Annotated in this window: 26 protein-coding genes and 3 pseudogenes; 11 read left to right on the top strand and 18 right to left on the bottom strand. The window is 38.9% G+C overall.

All coding sequences use genetic code 11. From position 1 onward, the window contains the following. Positions 1-2: 2 nt before the first annotated feature. From HXT48_RS04980 to HXT48_RS05015, 8 genes are all read left to right on the top strand, one after another. Entirely contained in the window at positions 3-188 is a 186-nt protein-coding gene (locus tag HXT48_RS04980) for a hypothetical protein (RefSeq protein ID WP_421793204.1), read from the top strand. A 568-nt stretch (positions 189-756) separates the two neighbouring features. Further along, the gene (locus HXT48_RS04985; protein ID WP_421793011.1) at positions 757-999 is read left to right on the top strand and encodes a helix-turn-helix transcriptional regulator; all 243 of its coding nucleotides are present in this window, start codon (positions 757-759) and stop codon (positions 997-999) included. A 13-nt stretch (positions 1000-1012) separates the two neighbouring features. Next, complete coding sequence (locus HXT48_RS04990; protein ID WP_421793012.1) at positions 1013-1153, top strand: hypothetical protein; 141 nt, start codon at positions 1013-1015, stop codon at positions 1151-1153. Positions 1154-1164: 11 nt separating this feature from the next. Beyond that, entirely contained in the window at positions 1165-1584 is a 420-nt protein-coding gene (locus tag HXT48_RS04995) for a hypothetical protein (protein WP_421793013.1), read from the top strand. Further along, positions 1584-1721 carry a class III lanthipeptide gene (locus HXT48_RS05000; protein ID WP_421793014.1) on the top strand — a complete coding sequence of 46 codons (138 nt, stop codon included), beginning with the start codon at positions 1584-1586 and terminating at the stop codon, positions 1719-1721. The genes HXT48_RS04995 and HXT48_RS05000 overlap by 1 nt, the downstream gene beginning before the upstream one ends. A 23-nt stretch (positions 1722-1744) precedes the next feature. Beyond that, on the top strand, positions 1745-4354 hold the full coding sequence (lanKC, locus tag HXT48_RS05005) for a class III lanthionine synthetase LanKC (RefSeq protein WP_421793205.1): 2610 nt from the start codon (positions 1745-1747) through the stop codon (positions 4352-4354). After that, complete coding sequence (locus HXT48_RS05010) at positions 4351-4473, top strand: class III lanthipeptide (RefSeq protein WP_421793015.1); 123 nt, start codon at positions 4351-4353, stop codon at positions 4471-4473. The genes lanKC and HXT48_RS05010 overlap by 4 nt, the downstream gene beginning before the upstream one ends. 83 nt (positions 4474-4556) lie before the next feature. Then, positions 4557-6188, top strand: coding sequence for an ABC transporter ATP-binding protein (locus HXT48_RS05015; protein ID WP_421793016.1), 1632 nt, complete (start codon positions 4557-4559; stop codon positions 6186-6188). A 580-nt stretch (positions 6189-6768) separates the two neighbouring features. On the opposite strand, the gene HXT48_RS05020 is transcribed toward HXT48_RS05015, so the two are convergent. From HXT48_RS05020 to HXT48_RS05030, 3 genes and pseudogenes are all read right to left on the bottom strand, one after another. Beyond that, complete coding sequence (locus tag HXT48_RS05020; RefSeq protein WP_102155332.1) at positions 6769-7014, bottom strand: hypothetical protein; 246 nt, start codon at positions 7012-7014, stop codon at positions 6769-6771. A gap of 13 nt (positions 7015-7027) precedes the next feature. Then, positions 7028-7591 (bottom strand): hypothetical protein, encoded by a 564-nt coding sequence (locus HXT48_RS05025; RefSeq protein ID WP_421793017.1) that lies wholly within the window; start codon positions 7589-7591, stop codon positions 7028-7030. A 293-nt stretch (positions 7592-7884) separates the two neighbouring features. Beyond that, positions 7885-8031, bottom strand: a pseudogene (locus tag HXT48_RS05030) (MFS transporter); the annotation flags it as partial. Positions 8032-8633: 602 nt separating this feature from the next. Between HXT48_RS05030 and HXT48_RS05035 the strand changes: the two are divergent. Then, positions 8634-9224, top strand: a complete 591-nt coding sequence (locus tag HXT48_RS05035; RefSeq protein WP_004111541.1) for a hypothetical protein — start codon at positions 8634-8636, stop codon at positions 9222-9224. Between the two features lie 136 nt (positions 9225-9360). Here the strand turns inward: HXT48_RS05035 and HXT48_RS05040 are convergent, their stop codons facing one another. The 4 genes and pseudogenes from HXT48_RS05040 to HXT48_RS05055 form a co-directional block, all read right to left on the bottom strand. Further along, on the bottom strand, positions 9361-10011 hold the full coding sequence (locus HXT48_RS05040) for a hypothetical protein (RefSeq protein WP_004111540.1): 651 nt from the start codon (positions 10009-10011) through the stop codon (positions 9361-9363). 188 nt (positions 10012-10199) lie between these two features. Further along, positions 10200-10367, bottom strand: coding sequence for a hypothetical protein (locus HXT48_RS05045; RefSeq protein ID WP_004111538.1), 168 nt, complete (start codon positions 10365-10367; stop codon positions 10200-10202). Between the two features lie 88 nt (positions 10368-10455). Beyond that, positions 10456-10904: pseudogene (locus HXT48_RS05050) on the bottom strand (SMODS domain-containing nucleotidyltransferase). 22 nt (positions 10905-10926) lie between these two features. Next, the gene (locus HXT48_RS05055; RefSeq protein WP_421793018.1) at positions 10927-11193 is read right to left on the bottom strand and encodes a hypothetical protein; all 267 of its coding nucleotides are present in this window, start codon (positions 11191-11193) and stop codon (positions 10927-10929) included. A gap of 1038 nt (positions 11194-12231) precedes the next feature. Here HXT48_RS05055 and HXT48_RS05060 point away from each other — a divergent pair. Continuing rightward, positions 12232-12402, top strand: coding sequence for a hypothetical protein (locus tag HXT48_RS05060; RefSeq protein WP_157754341.1), 171 nt, complete (start codon positions 12232-12234; stop codon positions 12400-12402). Positions 12403-12426: 24 nt separating this feature from the next. Then, complete coding sequence (locus HXT48_RS05065) at positions 12427-12984, top strand: hypothetical protein (protein WP_004111534.1); 558 nt, start codon at positions 12427-12429, stop codon at positions 12982-12984. A gap of 293 nt (positions 12985-13277) precedes the next feature. Here the strand turns inward: HXT48_RS05065 and HXT48_RS05070 are convergent. The 11 genes and pseudogenes from HXT48_RS05070 to HXT48_RS05120 all read right to left on the bottom strand — a co-directional run bounded on the left by HXT48_RS05070 (position 13278) and on the right by HXT48_RS05120 (position 25551). Beyond that, positions 13278-14522, bottom strand: a pseudogene (locus tag HXT48_RS05070) (IS256 family transposase). Positions 14523-15311: 789 nt separating this feature from the next. Beyond that, entirely contained in the window at positions 15312-15767 is a 456-nt protein-coding gene (locus HXT48_RS05075) for a hypothetical protein (RefSeq protein WP_101890222.1), read from the bottom strand. Positions 15768-15784: 17 nt separating this feature from the next. After that, on the bottom strand, positions 15785-15955 hold the full coding sequence (locus tag HXT48_RS05080; RefSeq protein WP_421777204.1) for a hypothetical protein: 171 nt from the start codon (positions 15953-15955) through the stop codon (positions 15785-15787). 14 nt (positions 15956-15969) lie between these two features. Next, positions 15970-16908 (bottom strand): recombinase family protein, encoded by a 939-nt coding sequence (locus HXT48_RS05085; RefSeq protein WP_174143064.1) that lies wholly within the window; start codon positions 16906-16908, stop codon positions 15970-15972. Between the two features lie 370 nt (positions 16909-17278). After that, positions 17279-18697 carry a class I SAM-dependent RNA methyltransferase gene (locus tag HXT48_RS05090; protein WP_421784316.1) on the bottom strand — a complete coding sequence of 473 codons (1419 nt, stop codon included), beginning with the start codon at positions 18695-18697 and terminating at the stop codon, positions 17279-17281. 37 nt (positions 18698-18734) lie between these two features. Then, positions 18735-19556 (bottom strand): DUF3159 domain-containing protein, encoded by an 822-nt coding sequence (locus tag HXT48_RS05095; RefSeq protein WP_415685096.1) that lies wholly within the window; start codon positions 19554-19556, stop codon positions 18735-18737. A gap of 24 nt (positions 19557-19580) precedes the next feature. After that, entirely contained in the window at positions 19581-20345 is a 765-nt protein-coding gene (locus HXT48_RS05100; protein ID WP_004105066.1) for a DUF3710 domain-containing protein, read from the bottom strand. 179 nt (positions 20346-20524) lie between these two features. Beyond that, on the bottom strand, positions 20525-21391 hold the full coding sequence (locus HXT48_RS05105; protein WP_012913973.1) for an exodeoxyribonuclease III: 867 nt from the start codon (positions 21389-21391) through the stop codon (positions 20525-20527). Positions 21392-21570: 179 nt separating this feature from the next. After that, the gene (locus HXT48_RS05110; protein WP_421793019.1) at positions 21571-23595 is read right to left on the bottom strand and encodes a dipeptide ABC transporter ATP-binding protein; all 2025 of its coding nucleotides are present in this window, start codon (positions 23593-23595) and stop codon (positions 21571-21573) included. 24 nt (positions 23596-23619) lie between these two features. Next, on the bottom strand, positions 23620-24612 hold the full coding sequence (locus HXT48_RS05115; protein WP_064621766.1) for an ABC transporter permease: 993 nt from the start codon (positions 24610-24612) through the stop codon (positions 23620-23622). 12 nt (positions 24613-24624) lie between these two features. Then, positions 24625-25551 carry an ABC transporter permease gene (locus tag HXT48_RS05120; protein ID WP_004105077.1) on the bottom strand — a complete coding sequence of 309 codons (927 nt, stop codon included), beginning with the start codon at positions 25549-25551 and terminating at the stop codon, positions 24625-24627. Between the last annotated feature and the right edge of the window lie 82 nt (positions 25552-25633).

The following is a 25633-nucleotide window of genomic DNA, read 5'->3' on the forward strand; positions in this document are numbered from 1 at the left end:
AAATGTATTATCCACTTAACTGGGATAGTACAGAAGAATTACGTCAAGCAATTAATTCTTATAATAACCACAGAGTAAAAAGTGGGCTTAAAAGACAATTATGGAACATCGTGCTATGGTTGCACAAAATGTCTAAAAACTGTCCTAAGCCCCTTTTGTTTTCAATGTCAAGTAATACTAAATGTTAAGCTTTTTCAGATTAACTACAGCGAGTTTTCCTTGGTATTTCAACGAAAACTCGGTTTTTTAGCACACTTTTTTGCCGCTTACCCTCATTTTTACACCACAATACGAGCTTAATTCATAACACGCCTCAAATAAGAAAAAAAACAAGAAATTCTGTACACACATTTGGGGAATAACCAAAAAACATGACTAATTGAGAGCAGGTGACAGAAATAGCTAAAAGAGCTGTTGTCAAATATGATTTTGTGAAAAAGTCAAGTTTTTGTCGAATAGAATAAAGATAGTGTAAAACTTGTTTAAACAGAAAAAGTGTCAGCTTATTACTGGATGAGGTGTCTTACTAAAGGTATGCCTGAAATCATCGTGAGCTTTTTGCATGATGTGGATATTTATTAGATTGAAACTAAAATCAAATCATGGCAGAAACAGATATTAAAACTGACAAGCTTTATTTTGTAGAATAACCCATAAGCTTAGTGACAAATGTCCATCTCAGAGTTATAATCAAAGAAAAGGTCGACTCAAGACGACCAAGAGTGGAAATTTTGGGAGATTGATATTAAGAATAGAGTGCGAGAGTTTAGGAAAAAGAAAGGACTCACTCAGTATCAATTAGCAAAGGCAGTTGGACTGACAAGACGTGGGATTCTTGTATTAGAGAAAGGAGACAGCAATACAAAATTAGAGCATGCTGCGCGGCTTGCTTATGTGTTACAAGTAGATATTGAAGAACTGTTTTGTGTTTCAGACTATGTCACAGAATGGTCTCTCTCTGCAGGTTTCGATGATACTAATGAAAGTGTTATTAATTAAAAGGAGGTTAATTATGAAAAAGGTTTTGAATTTGCAGTCATTGCGAGTTGAGGAAGAAACAAAGGTTGATTCCATCTTCTCACTTCTTTCTGTTGCAGGTTGCGTCTGGACTACTCTAATGCCAATGAGTAGTGCGTCGGTATTACTTTGCTAGGGGTGACGAATATGAGGAATAAAATAATTGTTCAAAATTGTCTCGTTGTGCTTCTGCTGCTAGGATCACTCTTTTCTCTTGCGGGATGTTCCGACGATGATGAGAAGGCGGAGCTTGCGTCATATCATTGGGAAACAGTAGAGGTATCTCAGAAAGAATATCGCCTACCAGACGATTACATGAATAAAGGTGAACTGTATCTCTTTGTGTCACGAGACATTCTTGATTCTCATTATGATTTGTCTAAAGTTACTCTTGGAGATAAGCCCATCAAATTAGTTGACTCACAGTTTAATTTGCCTAGTTCAGGGTATAAAGCTTTATTTTTAGTTGGTAAATTTGATTTAAAAGACAAGCCAAGCTCTAATGTTCTTAAAGTACCAGGGATTAATAAAACAGGTAATGTTGCTATAGGTTATAAGGAGAAATAATGATGAATATTGTACTTAATTTGCAGCGTCTAGATACTGAAGAAACCTCAGATAGCGGTGCGTCTACTATCAGTCTAGGATTTGTGTGTAAGGTTAAAAGCACTATTAGTCTTTGGATTTGTATCCCGAAGTCTTAACTGTTGTGGAATAGGTGGCTGAAATGTATCAGCGTTATTTTGATAGTATTCTGGAATCGGGATTATATTATCAGCTTCCCAAAGATTCAGAAGACAATCTTTTTAGATGTGAAGCCCCTGACAACTGGGAGACAGTTCCTGATTCTGAGTGGACATTCATGACACCAAATTATGGTAATCTGCCTATTCAGGGCTGGAAGTTGCATGTTTCTTCCAGAATCAAAAACGCTCAGAGAGTTCTTGATATAGTTGCGAAGTTTTGCTTCAGACATGGTATTTCGTTTAAATATGCTCCATCGTATAGAAGCCTGTTGGTTCGCAACTCTAAAGGTGGTAATAGAGTTTCAGCTGGAAAGTTTATAACAATTTATCCTTCAGCTGATGATCTTGAATCTACAATGTTTTGTCTCAACTCTCTCTTAGAGCAGTATCGAGAAGCACCCTACATACTAAGTGATATGCGATTCCAATCTGGGCCTGTTTATTATCGATATGGTGGTTTCGTTAAAATTTTTGATCAACAAGGTAAGCTCTGTATACTTAATCCGGATAACAAAAAAGAGGAAGATATCAGAGTTCCGTATTACAGAGTTCCAGATTGGGTTAAAACACCAGACTTTCTTCTACAAGACCAATTAAGAAATGAAACAGAAGAAAACTCCTCATCCTCGGACTTCCATGGTTTTGAAGTACAAGGTGCATTGCATTTCAGTACAGGTGGTGGTGTTTATTCCGTACTGAAAGATAATCACAAGTATGTTATGAAGGAAGGTCGTCCTTTCGCTGGTTTAGATGCAGCACAACAGGATGCCATACAAAGAATCTCTCATGAAGCTGATGTTTTGCGAGACCTTGAAGGAACTGCGGGAATCCCTGAAATAGTCGATGAGTTTGACGTTTGGGAACACCATTATATTATCCAGACTTACCATGAAAAAATGACATTCGGTAGATGGATAGCTATTTCTTATCCATTTAACTCAACCGCTTCTAAGAATGATGTTAATCAATATTTGAATACTTTAGATCGGTTTACAGATGTATTAGTGTCAACTATCAAGTCAATTCACAAAAAGAAGTGGTTCCACGGAGATATTCAGCCACACAATATTCTGGTTGATCCTGATTCATACTCAGCTACTATTATAGATTTCGAAACAGCTTCTTCTGATGAGGATGAACCACTCATCACCCTAGGTACTCCTGGTTACTACGATTCTCCAAGAGATTCTCTAAAGAAAAGAGACTGGATTGGTCTTTATCGCACAATCCGTGGTGCTTTATTACCTATTGGAACCGAGGAACTTCTTGGCTCAGCTAAACAGCAAGAATATAATTGTTGGATTGCTTCTGAGTTCGGATCGCAAGGTGAGAAGATTATCTCCAAAGTACGTTTAGCAGCAGTCTCTGAGGGCTTTGAAATTGAGTCAGCTAATTCAAGTTTGATACAATCCACACCGATTGCAATTAACACAAGGGATGATTATGTCAGACGCATGGTTACTTCTTTGTTGAAACAAGTTGATTTTAGTAAGCCTAGTCTTGGTTATGGCGATCCACTGCAGCATGAAGGGATGATTAGAGAATATTGCCTTTCCTATGGTGCGGCTGGGATTTGGAATACATTGCTAGACTATTGTCCTAATTATAATAATTTATACGGGAATATTTCTTCTTGGCTTCGCAGGATTACAGGTTCTTTAGAAGATTTGATTGAAGATCCATTCTCCATCGGCTTGTATACCGGTATTTCTGGTTTTGTTGGATTGGCTTTACGCATCAAGGATTACGAAATTGCCGATACACTAGTAAATAGATTGGGAGAATATATTGAGTCCACGCGTTTATTTAGTAATCTATCGTTAGAGTCTGGTCTTGCTGGAGTTATATTAACTCTTGCGTATTACTACCGTGAGACTGGATCTTCGCACGCATTAGATATTGCAGAAAAAGCATTAAAGTATCTCAAAGCAAACGATGAGAATGACATGTCAAGTACTATTTTCGATGAGAATGCAACCAAGACTGGCTTGTTGTTTGGAAAGTCAGGATTTGCCTTAGCTGCATTAGCAGTTTATAAAATCACAAACAATCGAGTATATCTTGAAATGGCAGATGAATTTTTACAGAGTGATGTTAATAGACTAAGAACTGATGATGGTCTATACAATCTTTGGACGGATGACGGAAGGCTTATGCCATACTTTTCGCTAGGAAGTGCTGGTTTAGCCATTGTAATGAGTATACGAGAATCTCTTTGCGATGAATGTGATCTGACAATAGATTATCGTGCAATATCTAATACTATGAGTGCACGTCCATGTGCACACGCAGGTTTATTTAAAGGAGAAGCAGGACTTTTAGGAACTCTTCTTTATTTAGATCATCTTTCAGAAAAAGAGGAGCGTGATATCTTACGGTATGCTTCGCTCTATCTGGTTGAAGCAAGGAATGACGGTGTTCTCTATGCACCAGGAGATTTTTCATACCGATTTTCCACTGATTTAGCCACGGGTCTGTGTGGTTGGATATATGCTTTATCGGGAGAAATTCTCGGAACTATTCCAGGGGTGAAGAGTGTGTTCTATCCCACAAATAAACAGTTGACCAATAAGGAAGGAGGTGTATTATGAACAAGGTTCTGTCTTTACAGGCTCTTGCATCAGAGGAGAACGCAGTAGCATTTGCCTCTTCGGTAAGCGTTGCTTTTAGCTGCAAGAAGTTTAGTTCAGTTAGTTTATTGATTTGCTAGTGATTGCATGTCGGATTGAACAGAAAATGATTGCAGATAGGGAGAAGTCCCTATCTGCAATCATTTGAAATAAAGGAGCATGTATGTGGAAAGATATTAAAATAAGCATTAGAGGGTCTTACGTTCTATTAAGCATGCTTGTCTTCTCAACATTTTTATCGTTCTTTGTCACATATATCCAACCGTTCTGGATTGGTAAGCTTGTAGGTTCATATACTGATTTGGGTCACCTTGACCTTTTAACGCTGGGTATGTTATTTGGATTTTTGATTCTCAACTCGCTAATTGGTGCACTTATAAATTATGGATGCCAATTATTATCTCAACGATTTACACTGAATTATCATGTCTTAGCTGGGAAAAAAATATTTAACTTATCTATGCAAGAAATGTCAAACTATTCTAATGGTGAGTTAACATCAAGAATTATTACTGATATTTCTGTCGCCCGTCAAATTGTTAGCCAGAGTGTTTTATCGCTTCCTGGAGCATTCTTACTTGTTATTGCATCGGTTATAACAATACTTCTCATTGACTGGGTTTTATCGCTTGTCATTATTGTTTCTCTAGGAGTGCTCCTATTAATCACTATTATCTCTGGTAAATTTATTAATAATATTACTAAATCGATACAAGAAACTTATTCTAAAATAGGACAAGGAATTCAAAGATTTACTTCTAATGTTATTTTCGTTAAGTCAAATAATCTGGAAGAAAAATCTCTTAATTCATATATTGCTTCTGCAAATGAGCTGTTTTTTTCTTCGCGTCATTTCGCACGTTTTATGTCCGCGCTAACACCATTATCTTCACTCATGGCAAATGGATTAATATTAATAGTTGTAATTATAGGTGGAGTAAGAGTACATTCATCAGATCTCTCATATGAGAATCTAGCTATAATAATTACTTTCTTGTTTGTGATGATTGCTCCATTAAGTAGTGCGACAACAGCAATTGGAACCATTGCGTCTGCGACTGCCGCTATTAGAAGGTTACATCCTCTAATTTCAAGTCAATCCGATAAACACATTATTAAAGACTTGCACCTAGATAAAACTTCTTTTTCTAATGTAAGCCTATCTTTTGATGGAGTCTCTGTAAGATATTCAGAAGACTCATTGTTAGCACTTAAAGATTTAACTTTTCAAACACCCTCAAGAGGTCTTGTTGCAATTGTAGGTCCATCAGGAATTGGCAAAACAACGATTGCCCTTTCGACAATTGGATTGTTGAGTCCAGAAAAAGGAGTAATTCGACTTAATTCTACTGACATCAACGATTTGGAAGGAAGCTATATTAGAGAGCATCTTGTAACTCTAGTATTACAAAATGCCCCCCTATATGGGAAAAATGTTAGAGAATCCATAACTTTAGGGAAAAACATATCCGATGAGAGAGTTCTTGAGTGGATGCGAAAACTTAATCTGGAACAATTTTTGGATAATCTTCCATTAGGTTTGGATTCTGAGATTTCTGACGTAATTTCAGAGGCTTCTGCGGGTCAAATTCAACGACTCAGTTTTATTAGAGGCATATTAAGAGATACACCAATTCTAATTTTAGATGAGCCTACCTCAAATTTGGATGATGATTCAGAAGGCTTGGTTTGCGAAGTCATACATGAGTTATCGGAGAGTAAGCTAGTGATTGTGATTTCTCATAGAAAAGCTCCTACCGAAGATGCAACAATGTGTATTCGTCTAGATAAGTAAATTTTGATAGTAGTTTCTAGTCAAATTATTCATACTTGGGAGTTAACCATCTTATTCTTGATATTGTCATTATACATATTCGTTAGAAGTCTGTACGTCCCATAATATTCACCTTTCAATAAAAAAATAATAACTCATTTAATTTCCTTTTAAGTTCATTTAAGAACTTTAATAGGAGATACTATTACTTCTTACAAAAAATACAATACAGTTATAAGTCATGAATACAAAACAGTAACAAATAATAAATTTTATTAATTATTTTAAGAAAGATTTATAGTAAATTATTGTATGAATGAAAAATTTTATACTAAATTGTGTGTTAAAAAGAAAACGATCATTGAGAAAAAGTAAAATATACTGTTGTAACTAATACAAATTTTTAAAGATTAACAAAATTAGGCTAAATATAATCCACTAAAAAGAAGGTCTATAGGCCGAAAAGGGGCTTATGATAATTTCTTAAGTATTTTATGCAGTAATAGCACGATTATCTTTTAAGCCCCTTTTGTTTTCAATGTCAAGTAATGCTGAATGTTAAGCTTTTTTAGCTTAACTACAGCGAGTTTTCCGTAGTATTTCAACGATAACTCGGGTTTTTAGACACACTTTTTTGCCGCTTACCCTCAAAAATAGTTCCTTCATTAGGCAACGACATCGTTGTCATCAAAGCAAGCATGAACGTAAACGGACCGAGCGCATTCCCATACGTTTTGAACATCACACCAAAATCATGGCCGTATACCACCATCGACAAGTAAAGGAACATAAAATTCACAGCTGTAAACATAACCAACTTCAGCACGAACATAAGAACCTTGTACATAAGAATATCCTCCTCACTTACTCCACGGAGTCGCACACCAAATAGCAGAAGCTGCTAAGAATGCAGCTAGACCCACAGCTCCACCTCTAAATGCGGCTGGACCAACTGCCTTTAAGATATACATAGCAGCTTGCTTCCAAAGCTGATTTTCAAGTAACTTTGTTAAAGCACCACGAAATATTCCAGCAAGGGTGCCTAGCCCAGTAGCATTAATTATACATTTAGCATAATCCTTCGAACGCACTGCATGATTATCATTAGACGAAATCTTATCAACAGATGCATTTGCATTAAGCTTATGAATTAAATTCTCAAGCACTTCTTTCGGAACATGAGAAAACTCCCCTGCTTGTGTTACAGTCCATTTTTTATTAATTTCATTAAACTTGAGATACCTTGAAAAAATAATTTCAAGACGCTTAGCATAATTATCTATATTCGCATCACTGACATTGCTTTCTACAACACTTGGTCCGTTATCCACTATCTCACTAGCTTGAGCAGTTGATACCAGAGAAATACAGGTTGATAATGCTACAACAACTACAGCAATAGACTTAAAAATATGACATTTCATAGAAATTCCCCTTTGTAATTACAATATATAAAAGACCTATCATTAGGTTTAGTACTCATCTTATTCCATAATTTTTTGCCATACAATTGTTGTTGTTATTTTTGATAATATATAAAATGTATAAGGTGTTCTCAGTTTTACTTGTAACAAATAGGAATAGGGTTATTCCCCCAAATACTAAATTATGCAAATAGACTACAATTAGAATACTCAAAATCACAACTACATCCCTAGTCTGTAGCGTAGCTCGTGTTTGGTAGCTGCGGCAAAACAACAAGAAGACCGGCGGTAAAAATCAGCGCGAGTATAGGCAAAACCGAGCCTTCATACGCTTGATTGCCGAGCATAGAAAAACAGAAGCCAACCAGAGCCCATCGCAATGCAGGACTAATAGATCTCATACGAATAAAAATATTATCTTTGCTAAAAATCGTCTTCACAGCAACCAGCTCTCCCATAAAACTCTTTCAAAATAATGCAAACTTGCGTGCAAGACTACATAACTACTTACACGCAGGCTTACATGCAAACTTACATAATTACTCGCAAATCGCTATCCAACTTAAATAATTCACTACAAACTACACAAATCAAATAGCTTATTTGACAAATTTGATAACACTATACCCTTGGTCAAAAAAACAACAAATAATAATACAAAACAACAAAAACACTACAAAAAAAAACAGGGATTATAGACTAAAACAGTTCAAAACAAAAAGAGTAAAAAACAAAAAGCTTTCGGTTTTGAATGTCCCTAGTAGCAAACAAAACCGAAAGCAACACACTCAACACTTAAAACACACACATACGCAACCAACGCCAACACAAATAAGAGATAAAATGTTAAAACAAAAACACAATCACTTTTATAACTCAATAAACATTACTGCTTTAATCAAAAACAATCTTGTTATACACTAGCTAAGCAATAAACAATAATGTAAAATAGTTTCATTATATTGTGTAGACTGTTTTATATTGCGTAAACTATTAAATTCTCATTTGAGAATCAAACCGCACTAGCAAAAGGTAGGAGTTTGTGAAAAATGATTTCAATTATGCCGACGATTCCGAGCGCGAATCAGACTCAGAAGCTGGAACAATATCGCCAGGCGTCAATGAAGAACGCTCAAAAACAAATCATGAATCGAAGAATGACTCGAATACTGCTGGGAGTGTCGACGGAATTACGTCAAATGACATTAACGAAACAATAGATTCAACTACCTTTGAAGAAAAACAAGCTGCTTCACTTATATTTGCACTCAAGACTCTAGGTTATAGCGACGAATGGAGCGGAATACTGCCAGATCCAGAAAGTTTTAATTTGTACCCAACGAATGTACAAGAAAGAATACTTAATCAGGCAGATGCTTTTACGGTCGATGAGTCTAAACGACAAGACAAACTTGTTAAAGCAGAAATAGAAACATCTAAAAGAAATACATGGATAAGCGCTGTACTATTCGTTTTATGCTTGCTTTCTGGACTAATAGCTTTCCTTGTTACAAATAACCAATGGTCATGGACGCCATTGGCATTACCAGCAATTTCGTTCCTAAGAGATTTAATAACACACATAAAATCTCATTCAAGTAAGAATGAAACGGATAAAAACAGTAAAAACTAAATAGACAGGTAAAAACTAAATATACGGAATTGAAGCCAATAAAACCATGTTCCCGTGTATGCATAGCAACATGTTATGCATACACGGGAATAAAAGAACTACATAGCTATACTTAGCACGAACAACTTGCTACATTCTATAATAAGCCAATAGAACTAATGCCTAATACAGATGTTATGAATGTAAAGAGCGCTGACATCATAAGATAATTCGTTTCCATTACCTTATAATACTTTAGATAAGACTTCCTTTTAACAAGAAGTTTACTCTCTATTTCATGTTCTCCAATCTTCGAATACTTATTTGTTGTAGACATATAGTCTATGTCAATCTTAGCTAAGGTGTATTTATTATTGTAAGATTTCACTTTAACACCAATACAACAAGTAACTAACAGAATAACAAGTGCATTGATTTTAATATAATCATCTGACTTAATACAAGTAGATATAATACTAAATAAACCCACAAGTGTCGTTAGAATCAACATATATAAGGTATTAGGTTTTAAATCATCTTGAATTTCTGTACATTCAACTTTTTTTGCATATACATAAAAGAAAATAAAAGTAATATAGGCAGCTAGCATAAATAGAAGAATAAATAAACGACCAATAGAAGTATCGGTTTTATAAAATATAAATACCACTGATACTGGTATAGCAGCTAAAAACACATAAAAGAATCCTATACAACTACTAATACTGTCTAAAATTTTTTTATCTATACACTCTTTACAAGTTTCAACTTTAGAATCAGTTTGCGAATTATAATTTTTAATACACATAGGCCGCGTCGCCTCGATTCTATAATAATTTTGATTAATTAATAATTTTGATTAATTTATATATTCAATTAGTTAGAAAAATGGTGGCTGCAGGAGAACCCACAACCACCATAAGTATAACATTAGCATTTACAAAGCCACTACACTACAAGCGCTGGTAGCTGCGCATTAGCTAATGCGCGCAATGCTTAGTGACGAGCCTTGCGAACAGCAGCACCCATTCCAGACAAAAGCCAACCAAAGCAGTGCTCATTATAGAACGCAAGCAAATGTTTCTCATAATAAAATGGTTCACTGCCACCAGATTCAGTAAATCTCCAGCTTCCAATTGCTTGATAAGCAAAACTATCTATCACGATTCCTGATAATTTATAACTTTTGAAAAAATTATCTCGTATATACCTCATATGCTTACATGTTGATACGAGCAGACCATTGCTAGTCTTATTTTTTCACGTATAGCTTCCTGCTCCGCTTTAGGGTTAGTTGATAGCCATTTTCGCCAATGTTTGAGTCTGGATATACAAATGAACCTGATATATTCTTAAAAGCTGGTAAACATTCAAATATTATCCCATCAGAAAATGCTATTTTAATTATTTGTCCATCAGCCCTAATATCACTATTTGGATATGCTTCTTTTATTGCTGTTTTTACTGCTTGTAATAATCTTGACTGTGAATTACCCGTAAGGCATTGAATCTATCGAAAATAGCACTTGGTAAGCAAAGTAAAATATCTATGTCACTTGTACAAATTGCTGTGTTTCGCCCATATGACCCAACATAAAGACTATTGTCAATTGAACTATTTATCTTCCAGAATTCTTCATTTATTGCTGATGTTATTTTGTGATACCTTTTACTTATCTTTTCTCTTTGCTCTACTGATATTACTTTGTTATACCTCTTCGTATTACAGTTGACTCCTTTTTAGAGATTTTGGTAAATTTGCATTAATTTCCTCGTCATAGAACTCGTTATCCCTTTTGATATTCAGGGATATTGATGCTTCTTTCGCTGCCTTATCTGTCGTTTGTGGTGCCTCACTATATATCTTTGACAACTCTTTTATAATCTGCTCATAAGTTTCTGTAAGTTCAGTTGCACTTCTTAATCTTTGGTTTATTTTAAGTAACAAAATTCTGAGACGCTCTCTGATTGCCAACAAATCATTTCGCACAAGCGTCCGTATTGGATACAAGCGGCGTAGTTACTGCTTGCCTAGGTTCTTCGCCTGATTGTGTCCTGGCTAGGTAAGACACGTGATTCTTCTCAGACTATTTGAGTGTTGCGTAGTCCAGGAGCGAAGTTCTTCTACACCTTGACTGCTTGATCACTACCTTGTGCCCCCTCTGACCGTGAGTAGAAGTGAAGTGTCAAAAGGTTTCACAGGCGCCAAAAAGTATTTGCTATCGGGATTGCTATTGCTCCTGATTAGAGCTTAGCGGGCATGATGGCAAGACGCTCAACATGAGAGGGAAACGCGGTTGTACCCTAGAACAAGACCCCTGTTGAGGACGTTGGGTGAACCCGAGCATGTGACTTAGGTGAGAAGCGGGGATATTGGGAAGCTCCTTCGGGTAGATTTCCCTAAGGTCACCCCCCCCGTAGACGCAAGCATCAGCAATTAACAAGTCCTTCGACAATTGACTGAGGACGTCGTGGACATTCTCGATGTCTGAGGGGATTCATCTTGAATTACTTTCTTCTGCTCGCCGCACAGATAAAGCATGAGACATCCATTTGTTGCGATTGCCTTCGAGTAGTTCATACTAAACCGAAAAGGAAACATCTTGGCATTTGCCCTGCCCATGTAGGTAAGCAGAAATGGTGCTAATTCTCGGTGTTCCACCTCGTATCAGGCAATCGGTTACGAAGGAGGTATGAGTTCCTTGCCTTCTCGTAAGCTGTCTCAAAGTATCTCGCTAGGTTCGGGTTCTTGATCACGAGTATTGATTCAGATTCGTCAAAACTCATCATGACAGGTTGCTCGGGAGATTTTGGCCAGTCATCTTCATCGGCAGGTATTACAAGTGCGTCAAGTCGTCAGCAACGTAGTCAGGGGCTACATGAAGAAAACTATCTTATATCTTAGCCCCGCAGTTTCATTCCATCGAAATATTGCCCGAGTCGTGACAGTGTGGTAACCTAAAATTAAGTTTAAGTATATCATAATACGTAAACCTTGACCTCAAGAAAATCTAGAGAAGGAACTTCAATGATGCAGGATACCATACTCGAAGACAAGGTCATTGAATCTGTGTTCACAGACGCAAGTGAACTGGCAAATTTGATTGCAGATTCCGCAGAATCCACAATCGATACCACAATGATGCCGGTAGCTACATCCCTCCCATGCATGACCGTTACGGGTGCAATTGGGTGTTAGCAGCTACTGATTAAGGAGGCAAAAATGAAACTTACCAAAGCTATTACCGCATTGTGTTCCATTGCACTAGTTTTTAGTGGCTCAGCAGTTGCTACTGCAGATGAGCAGAAAACTCCAGTAATAAATCGCATAGAAAATATCCCTCTCTCATTTAACCGAATTACAGACAACCCATCCCAAATCCCTGCTTTCGCAGGAGGTGACCTAAAAGGAATAAAAACTAGTTCAGTTACTATCCCTAATAAAGGAACAGTAACTGTAACAATCAACTACGAGACAGGAACAGTTATTGCTTCTAACTATGACGGAACGATAAAAGTTTTTTCAGGTGAAGAGCTAGTAAGTCAACTATCCAATACAATGAAAAATCTTGACGATGAACAACGCTCCTACCTCCTAGCTAGTGCACAATCTAGGATTTCGAAATCAGATGTGTGCCCTTATCTAGTTAGCGCAGTTGGGACTTTACATGCTAGCGCTTGGCAATTTGCATTAACGCTTGTTGGGGTAAATCCGGCAATAGCCGTATTAGTAGCCCTAGGAGAAGGCTTCTTTTGGACATGGGTTTCTACCCACTGTTAAGCAGGAGGAACAGGAATGCCTACTTGGTTAGTGTTTCTTATAGTGTTTCTTACTGGTTTTACTATTGGAAGAATACTAGGAAACCGAACGCTCAAGCGTGGTTACGACAAAGAAAACGAGCGTGTAAATAAATCTCTGTAAATAAGATTTCCTGTGATATAATTTTCTGCTAATGAGCCCAGATGCTTACTATTCCAACTACTTAGCAGTTATTTATTATATAATTCATGTGAAATTGCATGTCAAGAGCAGGCAGGTGTTTCCTGTCTGCTCTTTTGCTTGGTATTTTCAAGTTATTCAGGTAGCCTATCCTCATACATGAGCGTTAATCGCCATAAACTTGACCCCAGTTTCTAAGTGGCATAGTCCATTTTTTCGTAGCTTCAAAAGTAGATAGATGCAAAGCCTTCAATAACGCTTGTGAGCTTGGAAAAACGCTCCTTTGGCGATTTAATTTGCGATAAGTTGCATTAAGACTTTCAATTGCATTCGTAGTATAGATAACCTTACGAACATCAGCTGAAAACTTAAAGATAGGCGTTATAACATCCCAATCTCTTTCCCAGCGTTTCATGGCATTGGGATATTTAGTCGACCACTTTTCTGTCACATAATCTCGATTTTTGCGCCCCTGTTCTTCGTTTGCCGCATTGTAGATTGTCTTTAGATCTTTAGAAAATTCTTTTCTGTCCTTATCTGCCACATATTTCAGAGTGTTTCGGACTTGATGAACTATACAACGTTGGTATTCAGTGTTAGGAAAAGCTGTAGATATAGCTTCACGAATGCCGGCCAGTCCGTCAGCACATATGATCATCACGTCTTTTACGCCCCGATTTTTTAGGCTGTTCAAGACCGATAACCAGTACTTTGCACTCTCATTTTCACCAACTTCTATGCTTAGAACATCTTTCTTGCCATTACAGCCGATGCCTAAAATGACGTAGGCTGCAAGTTTGCGTATTATTCCATTTTCTCGTACAGAATAGTGAATTGCATCAATAAAAAATACCGGATAAATCTCATCTAATGGTCGATTTTGCCATTCTTCTATTTGTGGTAGCAGCTTGTCCGTTACGTCAGATATGAAACCTTCTGATACTTCAAATCCATAAATATCCATCAATGTATCTGAAATTTGCCTTGTTGTCATCCCTTTGGCATACATTGAGATGATTTTTTGATCAATTTCTGATATGTCTTTTTGGCGTTTCTTTACTAACTGTGGCTCAAATGTGGATTTACGATCCTGCGGAACTTCTATGCACATGGAACCATAGCTTGTGTTTACTGTCTTTTCTTTGTAGCCGTTTCGATAATCTTCTGAGTTGCTACGTTCCGATTTCTCGTATCCTAGATGATTATCCATTTCAGCTTCCAGCATCTCTTTTGATTGTTCCGCCTAATAGATCTTTTAGTGCATCTTGAATATCTTTTGCCGTTTTAATTTCGTATTCTTGGAGAAGTCCTTGGATGATTTTCCGCTTCCCTTCAGTCATTTTCACTTTGTGGATGTTTTCTTTTTTGCTTCTTGCCATTTTTTCGGCCTCCTTTAATTAGTTTATATCGCAGGAGTACCTATTGGAATCTTTCATCTGCTTTTTACAGAAATTATTTCACATACTCAAGAAAACGTTTAACTTATCTTTAACAGCATGACAAAAACGAATCGTTTAGGGTCTGCTGTTTCAGGAGAGATCCTAGTTTCATCTTCCGTGTCCTCTGTGCGGGTTGGTGGGACGGTTTTGGTTTAGTATTTTCGCACTTCTTCTAAGTTCCTCGGCGCGTTCTTTTATCTGACTGCCTATATCTTCACGCGTTTTGGCTGTGCTTGTGTTTGTAGTAGTTTTGCTACTTTTTCTGCTAGCCGTGTTTGCATCTTAAACACATACTCAGTTTCTCCCTCATACGGTACAGGAAAGTTTCTAAACTCCTATTTCCTAACTTCTAGCTGGGTGCAAAGTGGGTGCACCTTTTAACGTTAACATCCTGTGCACTCGACCCCAGAGCGTTGATATCTTCCCTCATACAGAAAAATCGCACTCAAAAATCACGAGAACACAGCTTAAAGCTGCTTCGCATTAAACCTTTTAACGATAGCCCTCGCAAACCCCTGCTACACAAAGGCAAAAATGCACCCACCTATTAAGCCCTAGACATCAATACGACACTCTCGACGTGAGATTGTTAGGTTAAATTTGGAAATTGGCTAAGGTACTTGTTTTTCCTGTGTTGCTGCGTCTATTAGAGGAGGTTGTTTCATTCAGCTCTTTCTATCCTTGATTAGGCTATTTCAAGCATATAATTTCTATTCCATCTAGCGAGCCTTAAAAATAGGATTTTATTTTACTTCCGTCTTTGTCCCTCATATTATTAATTTTGTCGCTAAGAAGTTCAAAATTGCAAATATCATTCTTAAAATCATTGTACTTTCTATAATCATCAATCATCTCTGTTAAAGTCCTACCTTTGCCTCCATGTTGTATAGCAGTATTTACTCTTCTGATTTTTCTATCAAAAGGCTCACATTTTTTGTATTTGATTACTTCATCCATAAAATCAAAGAGAGGCGTATCAGGTTTGGCATCCCATAATACAATTAGCCACATGATTGCGTTATACAGTTGTTTTGCAGTTTCATTCCAGGTCACATTTTTTAAGCTATTAGTACCAGTAGTATTACTTTCATCACCGTTTGAATCTCTGTAATTAACTTTTAGGGGATTAAAAATTGGTAGCCCTTGATGCTTAATTAATTCAAGAAAATCTCTTGCTGCACCCATACCACACTGAATTATTTCTAGCTCCCCATCATTTCTTCTCTTAGCATTAAAATATAGTATTCATTTTGAATAATAGGCCCTGCATCACTATGTTTACTTTGATTTTTTAATAGTTTTATATGTGCTCTAGGATGAATTTCGTAATCTTGAGCAATCTTTTCTCTTGTTGCATGTCCTCTGCAATCCATATCTCGACTCCTTCCTATTTCTTCGAGCTATATTTTTTCTTCTTTCTAACAATAGTCCCGTCCTCTCCAACTTCCACATTACTCCGAGCCGCCATCTCAAGCTCAACGGCTTCAAACTTCTCTTTAGAAATAATTCCGGAATGATGATCCGAATACAAATATTGCCTGTCAGAACCGCCTGAATCAGCTATAGCCACATCGCCTGTATATTTACGCCTAGTCAAAGTGCTCTCAACAGCCCGTTTACTCCAACTGTCTTTCCCCTTTGGAGACTTAACACCTTTACTTTTTAATCTTTCAATAATTCCAACAACGCTTAAACCTTCTAGATACCAATCAAAGATAGCTCTCACTACCTTCGCTTGCTCTTCATCAATAATCAGCATGCCATGTTTATCTTTTTTATAACCATAACAAACTCTGCTATAAAGACCTGATGTGCCATCTTCTGCCCTACGTCTTAATCCCCAAACAATATTCTCACTACGCCAATCATTCTCTGCTTGACTACAAGCCTGAACCACACTGATTAAAAGTTCATCATCGACAGTTTCCGTATCAATTTTATCTGTCTCAAAGATAATTCTCGTGCCACAAGCTTTAAGCTTTCTAATAGCCTCTAAGCCTTCTTTCGTATCACGACCAAAACGGCTCACACTTTTAGTAAGAATAATATCAAGATTACCTTTCTCGCACTCATCAATCATTCGATTAAACTCGTTTCTTGAAGATCCAACCTTAGCTGAAGCAACATCAAGAAAAATATCAGCAACAAACCAAGTCATGTGAGAAGCAGCAAGACGAGTAAGACCAGACACTTGAACAGCAAGACTATCCAACTGCTCTTTACGATTTGTGCTCACACGAGCATAAACCCCAACCGCATAATCCTTAATTACACGCTGAGGATGGATGACTATCACATCTTTATTTAGCTCATCTATCTTATCCATAGCCATCTCTCCTTATTATTAGACTAACGAAACTTAGATTTCTTCTCCATGATAATTAGCCTAAACCTTATTTTCCCACTCCACAAGGTGGGTGCAAAGTGGCGAATCGACTTGCATGAGCGATTAAATATAATTCGCGAATGCACTTCGATTCGCTGAGCTTGCTCAAAGTTGAAAGCACAGTGTGCTTTCAACGCAAGCGAAGTACGTTAACATCCTGTGCACTCGACCCTAGAACGTTGATATCTTCCCTCATACAGCCAAACTGCGCTCAAAAATCGCAAGAACCCAGCTTAAAGCCACCACACGCTAAACCTTTTAACGATAGCCCTCGCAAACCCCTGATACACAAGGGCAAAAATGCACCCACCTAATCAGCCTTTGACATCAATACGACACTCTCAACGTGGTGAGTGTTGGGATATATATCGAACACACGCAAAGACTGAACGCTGTAGCCAAGCTCACTAAACGTTCCAACATCGCGAGCAAGACTAGTCGGATCGCAAGCAACATACACAACGCTTCTTGCTCCAGACTTCGCAATCTGCTTACAAACTTGAGCTTTAGCACCAGCGCGCGGAGGATCTAACACAACAACATCAGGATGCGCAAATCGGCGAACAATCTTAGACGACTTACTCGCCTTAAACACCTGCGATTCAAGCGTTTGCGCAACATCGCCTTCAAGCGCTTCAACAACATCCCTGCTAAGACCAGCACGCCCAATGTTTCGCCTTGCATTCTTTACAGCAATCGGCGCACCCTCAATGCTAAGCACGCGAGCTGGTTCAGCAGCACCAAAAGCGCCTACAGCATCATAAGCACCATAAGAATCTCCGCCAACATTAGCCAAAGTTGCAAGCGGAATCGTAAACAAACCAGATCCAGAATACAAATCCCACAAAACCGTATTCTTACTACGCCCACCAAGCGCAGAACGAACTAATCCCAAAACGTAGTTCACCAAATGCTCTGGAGCTGCGCGATGAATCTGCCAAAAACCGCGCGCGTCAACATCGTAATCAAAAGTACGCATACGCGACGAATCACCATCAACCGCAACTCGCACGCGCTCTCGCAGCAAAGCCGAGCCTGCAACCAACTCATCATTTACTATAAGCGCATAATTTTCGCCAATCGCATCAAGAAGCGCAGCCTTGTCATTAAAATCCAAACCCTCAACCCGAGGCTCTGGAACAGCAAGACGAATTTGCGAATTTGGCTCAAATTCTCGATTCCACAAATCCAAAGAATCCGCAACAGCCAAAACCGCGCGCGACGCAAGCGGCATAGTATCAATCGCAATGCGATCATGCGACTCACGCTTTCGCATAGACAATCGCCCTTCATCATCCGCAACCAACTCCATGCGCGTACGCCAATTAAATCCGTTAAGCTCCTCATCACCTGGCATTCGCTCAACGCTAACATCGTTATCCGCAACATCCATATGTGCTAAACGCTGGAATTGATTGGCAATCACGGACGCCTTCCAACGAATCTGTCCAGGCAAAGAAACGTGAATTAAATCTGCGCCTCCAACTCCGCCGCCTTGAGCCAAAGGACCAGCGAGCTTCCATTGCGGCTCCACACGATCCGCGCTAGGCTCCAAAACTTCCACAACTTCACCAGTGAAAAAGTGCGCTTTTGCACGCATCGGCTCATCCATACGCACAATAACCAGCTCACCAGGCAGCGCAAATCGCACGAATACAACGCGTCCGTCAAGATGACCTACACATCTTCCTTGATCCGCATATCGCTCGATTCGCATCGTCACTTGCATAAACTACCCCCTAGTTTTGCGTTTTGTTAGGCTGATTTTAGTTAAGCTGATTTTCTTCGCTCTGCTTCTCTTCATGATTTTTATGATGAAGACGCATAAACGGCGTTGCAATAATCAAGTAAGAAACCCAAATTGCGAGCGCCCAAAACGGCAATCCCATAATCAAGCGAACGGTACCAAGCCATACAACGTGATTCGTCAAATATAATGGCACTTGCAAAACGAGCCTCAGCACAAAAACAGCAATCCACAATCCTGTCACATACATATACGCTCGCTTAAGCGGCTTATAATCGAGCCATTCATGAAGCCACGCACCAAAGTTTTCTGTAGGCATTTTGCGAATTGACTCAATCACAAGCCCTAAAGCAGGCACGCGCACAATCAGCGAAATAGCAAGAAGCACACCATAAACAGCGTTTGTAATAAAACCCATCATGTAGTAGTCGCGTGCTTGATGACTCGTCCACACCCAAATAAGGCAAATTGCAATGGAAACAAGTCCACTAATTGCTCCCATAAGCGATTGCCTCTGAATAAGACGAACCACAACTTGCAAAACAGCAATCACAGCTGCCACAATAACCGTTGTTTGTACGTTACGCGTTACAACAAAGCAAATAACAAACAGCAAGCCTGGAAGCATGGATTCAATTACGCCTCGAATGCCACCCAATGAATCAATTACAGAAAATGTAGACCCTTCTGCTCCGATTGAAGCCAATGTCGCTAATCCTGAGCGTTTTTTAGTCTGCACAAAATTGTTGGTTTGCGCATAATCGTCGAGTTTTACTTCATTTGAAAACTCTTGCGAAGAAAACTCTTCTTCGACCTTCTGTAAAGATTCCTGTGAATCCATTCAATTAACTTTCTACTACTTGCATTATCTAATTTCAGCAAACATTGGACCGCGTGTAAGCGTAGTTTTTACTTCTACTTGTTGGTCGTAACCTAATGGTTTATCGTCTTTTTTTAGTGCATTATTAGCATCTTCATCAGACGTATTATTTTCCCCATCTTTACCGCTATTTTCTGCATTTAAAGCAGCTTCTTTTTCTTCTCTAGTTATTGGATCATGCATAGGAATAAAATCGCGAGGCGCAAGCGGCTCTTCACCACGATTTACAACAATCCCCTTAAACCATTCGTCTAATTGTTTTGTTTCGTTATTATTATCTGCAAGCTCTGTTGCTGCAGGTCCAGAGAATACTCCGCGAAGCATCCACCTAGGACCATCAACGCCAACAATACGCGTTGTAATGGTTTTTTCTCCAACTTTTACAGGCAACAGTAGCTCAGTACCGAATTCGCCTTGTACTGTACACGCTTGACTATTACCATCAAGCAAATCTTTGCATACTTCTAGCCAAATACCAGATGTTTTAGGCGCAGCAAAAGCTTCAACTTCTACGCTTGAAGAACCATAAGTTACTGTCATACCAAGAACTTGCGATGTTTCATGCTGCTTTTTTACTCGCAACTCAATGCCTTGAAAATATGGAATATAGATTGAACCAAAATCTAGATAATCGCTAAAATCAGGAGCATCTTCATCATTGAAATCCCATGGACCAGTTTTTACCTCTACGATTTTGTCTTCAACTTTTGAAGATTTTTCTTCTTCATGTCGGCCAAATAACCAACCCATTATTCCTCATTTCTTAAAACAACAAATCTACAAAAATATATTTATTACTTATTATTGTAAATTGCCTAACTTCACCAGAATAGCACAAGCAAAGCACTGAAAAATTTGCGTATATAGTACATTCATATACACGTGCGATTATTTAGTTATTTCACATTATGCAAATTAATACTTACGCATCACACGTCATACTTTATACTTAACGGCGCGTGATCAGACCATCGCGCATCATAACTTTCAGCACGATCGATCACAAATCCGCGAGCGCTTTCCGCAATTTCAGGAGTTGCGAACTGGTAGTCTAATCTCCAGCCAACGTTATTGTCGAAAGCTTTACCGCGCTGACTCCACCAAGTGTATGGTCCTTGAATATCTCCTGCAAGCATGCGCATAACGTCCACAAATTCATATTCGTTAATCCAGCGATCAATATAAGCGCGTTCCTCTGGCAAGAATCCTGCACTTTTTTCATTAGCCTTAGCGTTTTTAATATCAAGTGAAGTATGCGCAATATTAAAGTCACCGCACAAAATCGCTTGATTTCCGCCACTTGCTGCAATATTTCGAAGCTCCCCCAAGCGTATAAGCATTGTGTCTAAAAAGCGGAATTTTTGTTGCATTTTCTGCGGATCGTCCACATTGCCAGCATGAACATACACAGAAGCAATAGTAATTTCATACCCTTCAGGGGTACGCACGTCAGTTTCAACCCATCGCCCAGAATCAACATCCTCGTTTAAGCCAGGCAAACCGTAGCGTTTTTCAACTACAGGAAGAGACGTAACTAGAGCTACTCCAGCTCGACCTTTTACACGGCAAACTTCATTTGTATAAGTAAAATTATCGTTTTTTATAGAATTTACGATATTTTCAGACGTACGATATCCCATTTCAATTTTTGTCATAATTGGGTCGATTGCATCCTGCGGAGCGCGCACTTCTTGCATACACCACACGTCTGGAGTATGCGCGTCAGACCAGTTAAGCATACCTTTGCGCTCAGCTGCACGAATACCGTTTAAATTCGAAGTCGTAATTGTAATCATGTAATCAACTCTAATATGTACACAACACAAACAGCTCCACCACTAAGCAACAGACATAAATCACGCAACCAACACAGATTACAAGTTATGGATTACTCAACCAATAAACACGGAATTAATAGAAAAATAAAAAGGTACAGATTCTATAAAACCTGCACCTTTTTATCAGCTTGTACTATTTAGTCTAAACCAAGTTCCAAATTTCCTCCTGGAATTGCATCAAGCAAATCGCGAGTGTATTCCATCTGTGGATGATTGAATACCTCATCTGTAGTTGCATGCTCAACAAGCTTTCCATGCTGCATAACAACAACTTCGTCTGCAATCTGACGAACGACAGCCAAATCGTGTGTGATGAACAAATAGCTCAAACCACGCTCCGCCTGCAAATCGTTAAGCAAGTGCAAAACCTGATCTTGCACAAGCACATCCAAAGCAGATACAGCTTCATCGCAAACTATAACATCTGGGTCCAAAGCCATAGCACGAGCAATCGCAATTCGTTGACGCTGTCCTCCAGAAAGTTCGTTCGGGAATCGAGTCATAACTGAAGCAGGCATACGAACCATGTCTAGAAGCTCTACCACACGGTTTTTACGACTCTTTTTATCACCAATCTTATGAATACGCAAAGGTTCTTCAATTGAACGATAAATTGAGTACATAGGATCCAAAGAACCATACGGATTCTGGAAAACTGGCTGCACATGGCGACGGAAGTCAAGCAAATCCGCACCCTTTAAATCGGAAATATTCTTACCTTCGTAAGTAACAGTTCCACTTGTTGGCTTAAGAAGTCGCAAAACCATATTCGCAACGGTAGATTTACCTGAACCAGATTCACCAACGATAGCTAACGTCGTACCACGCTTAATAGAGAATGAAACGTCGTCAACAGCCTTAAAAAGCTCTTTCTTGCGAGGAAGCTTAAACTCACGAGTTAAGTGATCCACAGTAATAATATGCTCACTTTTTTCGAGAGTTTGCTCACCTACTACATGATGCTCAAGCAAGTTATCAGCGTTACCACCGTGTTCTTTAACAGAAATAATGCGCTGAGAAGCTAAGCTTGGAGCGGCAGCAACAAGTCTCTTTGTATACGGATGCTGAGGATGCTGCAAAACTTCCAACGATGGGCCAGACTCAACAACACGACCCTTATACATAACAACAACATGCTGCGCGCGAGAGGCAGCCAAACCTAAATCGTGTGTAATGAAGAGAACAGAAGTTCCGAGCGAATCAGTTAGTGTATGCAAATGGTCAAGAATACGCTTTTGCACAGTAACATCCAAAGCGGAAGTTGGCTCATCTGCAATAAGCAAGTCCGGTCGGCAAGCCAAACCAATAGCAATCAAAGCGCGCTGACGCATACCACCGGAAAACTCATGTGGGAACTGACGTGCACGAGTTGCAGCATCTGGCAAACCAGCTTCATCGAGCAAACCAGCAATACGATCTTCAACGCTTGCACCTACAACATACTTTTTGGCAATTTCCCAAGCTTTGTCGTCATTTACACCATATTTGATTAAATCGTCTGCTACGCGCCAACGAGTTTCAGAGCCTGGAACCCACTCTTTCTTGTAGTAATCAATAGCTTCATTGAACTTTTCAGCATCGTTATGCTCATCAAGCCCAACTTCTTTCAAAGCTTTCTTAGCAACTTCAATCAAATCTGGTAATTCTTTAGAGCCAAGGAATGTTTCATCCTCATTGCTTTTGACTTGAACAGAATCGCCTGCAAGAGCCTCAGCTAATGAAGAACGCTTCTCGTGATCAACGTCAACACCATTTGCGATTAATGCTTCTTTAACTTGTTCGCCAATACGCCACACAGGGTTCAAGTTGCTCATAGGATCCTGCGGAACTAGGCCCATTGCAGTACCACGCAAGGCAGCAATCTCTTTTGGCTTCAAACTGCTAATTTCTTTACCCTTGAGCTTAATAGATCCACCTGTAACATGACCGGTTCCAGGAAGAAGACCAAGAACAGCCATTGCAGAAGTGGACTTTCCTGAACCAGATTCACCTACAATTGCAACCCACTGACCAGGATAAACACAGAAGCTAGCATCTCTAACAGCATGAACAGCTTTTTTTGAGTCTGTTGTGAAATCAACCTGGAGATTTTTTACTTCCAACAATGGCCCTTGCTCTAGCTGCATGGCGCGAATGTCTATATCTTTACGTGTTGTATTCATAAGTTTTATTCCTCCACGCTAAATTCACGCCTTACGGCTCTTCGGATCTAATGCATCCTTTACAGCATCACCCATCATAATAAAGGCGAGCACAGTAATTGCGAGTGCAATAGACGGATAGAACAAGACTTCTGGGTTCGTAGTAAGAACATTTCTAGCGGTAGAAATATCTCCACCCCAGCTGACAGTAGTACTTGGTAAACCAATTCCAAGGAAGCTTAATGTTGCTTCCAACACAATATAAGTTCCAAGCGAAGTTGTTCCAACAACAATGATTGGAGCCAAAGAGTTCGGGATAATGTGTTTGAAAAGATTACGTATTGGAGTAGATCCTAAAGCAGTAGATGCGGTATTGAATTCAAGATTTTTTGATTCCATAACAGCGCTTCGTGCAATACGAGCAACGCTAACCCATCCAAAAAGCACCATAACAAGCACAATTTTCCAAATTGATTTAGATGTACGGAACATTTGTAAAACTACGATTGCACCAAGAAGCATTGGTAAAGCCAAGAAGATATCAGTTATTCGGCTGAGAATAGTATCAACCCAGCCTCCGAAGAATCCTGCTAACGCACCAATTAAAGAACCAACAAGTACAACCAAAATAGTTGCAAGCAAACCAACACTTAGCGATGTACGAGTACCATAAACAACTCGAGCATAAATATCGCAACCTTGCATATCAAAACCAAATGGATGCGCGGCTGAAGCTGGCTCAAGAGAGTGTTCCAAAACGCAATAATTAGGATTGTGCTTTGTAAGAATGCTTGGGAAGAACGCAACAAAAATAATTGCAATAATCAAAATTGCAGAAACAATAAACAATGGATTCCTGCGCAAAGTTCTCCAAGTATCTGCCCACATACTCGTTGCAGCAGCGGATTCGTCTACGGAATCCACTTCTTGAATAGGCGTATCGTCTAATGGTGCAACGTAGCGTTCTTGCCCCGGTAATATATCGCAATTTGAAGCATTATTTGCAATCAAATCATTTTTCATCAAATTATCTTCCATAGTGTACTCCCCTCACGCGTAACGAATGCGCGGATCAAGAGCCGCGTACAACATATCAACAAGAAAATTGCTAAATACAAATATCAATGTCAAAAGCGTGACAATGGAAACAACAAGGTTTCCTTCTCCTTTTAGAATCCCTTGATATGTGAGGAATCCAACGCCATGAATGTTGAAGATCGTTTCCGAAATCATTGCACCGCCCATAAGAGCACCCAAATCCTGACCTAAGAAGGTGACGACAGGTATAAGCGAGTTGCGCAAAACGTGACGAACAATAACAGAGCCTTCTTTTAAGCCCTTTGCACGAGCTGTACGCACATAATCGAGCGAAATATTTGAAGAAATTTCAGATCTTGTAAGTCGAATGATATACGCCATAGACACAGAACCAAGAACCATTGCAGGAAGAAGCAAATCGAAGAATCCAGGATCGTTACTAGCTGTAACTGGTAATATGCGCCATTTAACACCAAATAAGTATTGTCCTACGAAACCTGTCACAAATGTTGGAACAGAAATAAGAAGAAGAGATACAACCAGAATCACACTGTCATACCACTTGCCTTTCTTCAAACCTGAAATTATGCCAAATATGACACCAAATATTGCCTCGAAAGCGAATGCCATAATTGCTAGTTGAACAGTAACCGGGAATGCACGACCAATTTCATCGATAACTGGTTGACCTGCAAAAGTATGACCAAAATCGAGGGTAAGAGCATTCTTTAAGAAAAGTAAATATTGAATAATAAATGGTTTATCTAAGTTATACTCGGCTCGTATTTGTGCAGCCACTGCAGGATTAACAGGTTTTTCTCCAAACATTGCTTTTACTGGGTCTCCAGGCAAAGCAAATACTAAAGCATAAACTAATAATGTTGTGCCGAGAACAACAGGAATCATCTGCAAAATACGACGCAGAATGTACTTACCCATCGAATTCTCCTTGAATTGTTAAAACTTACTCAAAAAACAACAAAGTGCCGCTCCAGCTCAATAGTTTTATTTAACTAGTTTA

The sequence above is a fragment of the Gardnerella sp. KA00127 genome, from assembly GCF_049244125.1.
GTDB classification, from domain to species: Bacteria; Actinomycetota; Actinomycetes; order Actinomycetales; family Bifidobacteriaceae; genus Bifidobacterium; species Bifidobacterium swidsinskii.

Bases quoted from the DNA above. Each gene is read 5' to 3' on its own strand.
- HXT48_RS04980 (WP_421793204.1), top strand. From the start codon at position 3: ATGTATTATCCACTTAACTGGGATAGTACAGAAGAATTACGTCAAGCA.
- HXT48_RS04990 (WP_421793012.1), top strand. From the start codon at position 1,013: ATGAAAAAGGTTTTGAATTTGCAGTCATTGCGAGTTGAGGAAGAAACA.
- HXT48_RS04995 (WP_421793013.1), top strand. From the start codon at position 1,165: ATGAGGAATAAAATAATTGTTCAAAATTGTCTCGTTGTGCTTCTGCTG.
- HXT48_RS05000 (WP_421793014.1), top strand. From the start codon at position 1,584: ATGATGAATATTGTACTTAATTTGCAGCGTCTAGATACTGAAGAAACC.
- lanKC (WP_421793205.1), top strand. From the start codon at position 1,745: ATGTATCAGCGTTATTTTGATAGTATTCTGGAATCGGGATTATATTAT.
- HXT48_RS05010 (WP_421793015.1), top strand. From the start codon at position 4,351: ATGAACAAGGTTCTGTCTTTACAGGCTCTTGCATCAGAGGAGAACGCA.
- HXT48_RS05015 (WP_421793016.1), top strand. From the start codon at position 4,557: ATGTGGAAAGATATTAAAATAAGCATTAGAGGGTCTTACGTTCTATTA.
- HXT48_RS05020 (WP_102155332.1), bottom strand. From the start codon at position 7,014: ATGTACAAGGTTCTTATGTTCGTGCTGAAGTTGGTTATGTTTACAGCT.
- HXT48_RS05025 (WP_421793017.1), bottom strand. From the start codon at position 7,591: ATGAAATGTCATATTTTTAAGTCTATTGCTGTAGTTGTTGTAGCATTA.
- HXT48_RS05040 (WP_004111540.1), bottom strand. From the start codon at position 10,011: ATGTGTATTAAAAATTATAATTCGCAAACTGATTCTAAAGTTGAAACT.
- HXT48_RS05060 (WP_157754341.1), top strand. From the start codon at position 12,232: ATGATGCAGGATACCATACTCGAAGACAAGGTCATTGAATCTGTGTTC.
- HXT48_RS05065 (WP_004111534.1), top strand. From the start codon at position 12,427: ATGAAACTTACCAAAGCTATTACCGCATTGTGTTCCATTGCACTAGTT.
- HXT48_RS05075 (WP_101890222.1), bottom strand. From the start codon at position 15,767: ATGGGTGCAGCAAGAGATTTTCTTGAATTAATTAAGCATCAAGGGCTA.
- HXT48_RS05080 (WP_421777204.1), bottom strand. From the start codon at position 15,955: ATGGATTGCAGAGGACATGCAACAAGAGAAAAGATTGCTCAAGATTAC.
- HXT48_RS05085 (WP_174143064.1), bottom strand. From the start codon at position 16,908: ATGGATAAGATAGATGAGCTAAATAAAGATGTGATAGTCATCCATCCT.
- HXT48_RS05090 (WP_421784316.1), bottom strand. From the start codon at position 18,697: ATGCAAGTGACGATGCGAATCGAGCGATATGCGGATCAAGGAAGATGT.
- HXT48_RS05095 (WP_415685096.1), bottom strand. From the start codon at position 19,556: ATGGATTCACAGGAATCTTTACAGAAGGTCGAAGAAGAGTTTTCTTCG.
- HXT48_RS05100 (WP_004105066.1), bottom strand. From the start codon at position 20,345: ATGGGTTGGTTATTTGGCCGACATGAAGAAGAAAAATCTTCAAAAGTT.
- HXT48_RS05105 (WP_012913973.1), bottom strand. From the start codon at position 21,391: ATGATTACAATTACGACTTCGAATTTAAACGGTATTCGTGCAGCTGAG.
- HXT48_RS05110 (WP_421793019.1), bottom strand. From the start codon at position 23,595: ATGAATACAACACGTAAAGATATAGACATTCGCGCCATGCAGCTAGAG.
- HXT48_RS05115 (WP_064621766.1), bottom strand. From the start codon at position 24,612: ATGGAAGATAATTTGATGAAAAATGATTTGATTGCAAATAATGCTTCA.
- HXT48_RS05120 (WP_004105077.1), bottom strand. From the start codon at position 25,551: ATGGGTAAGTACATTCTGCGTCGTATTTTGCAGATGATTCCTGTTGTT.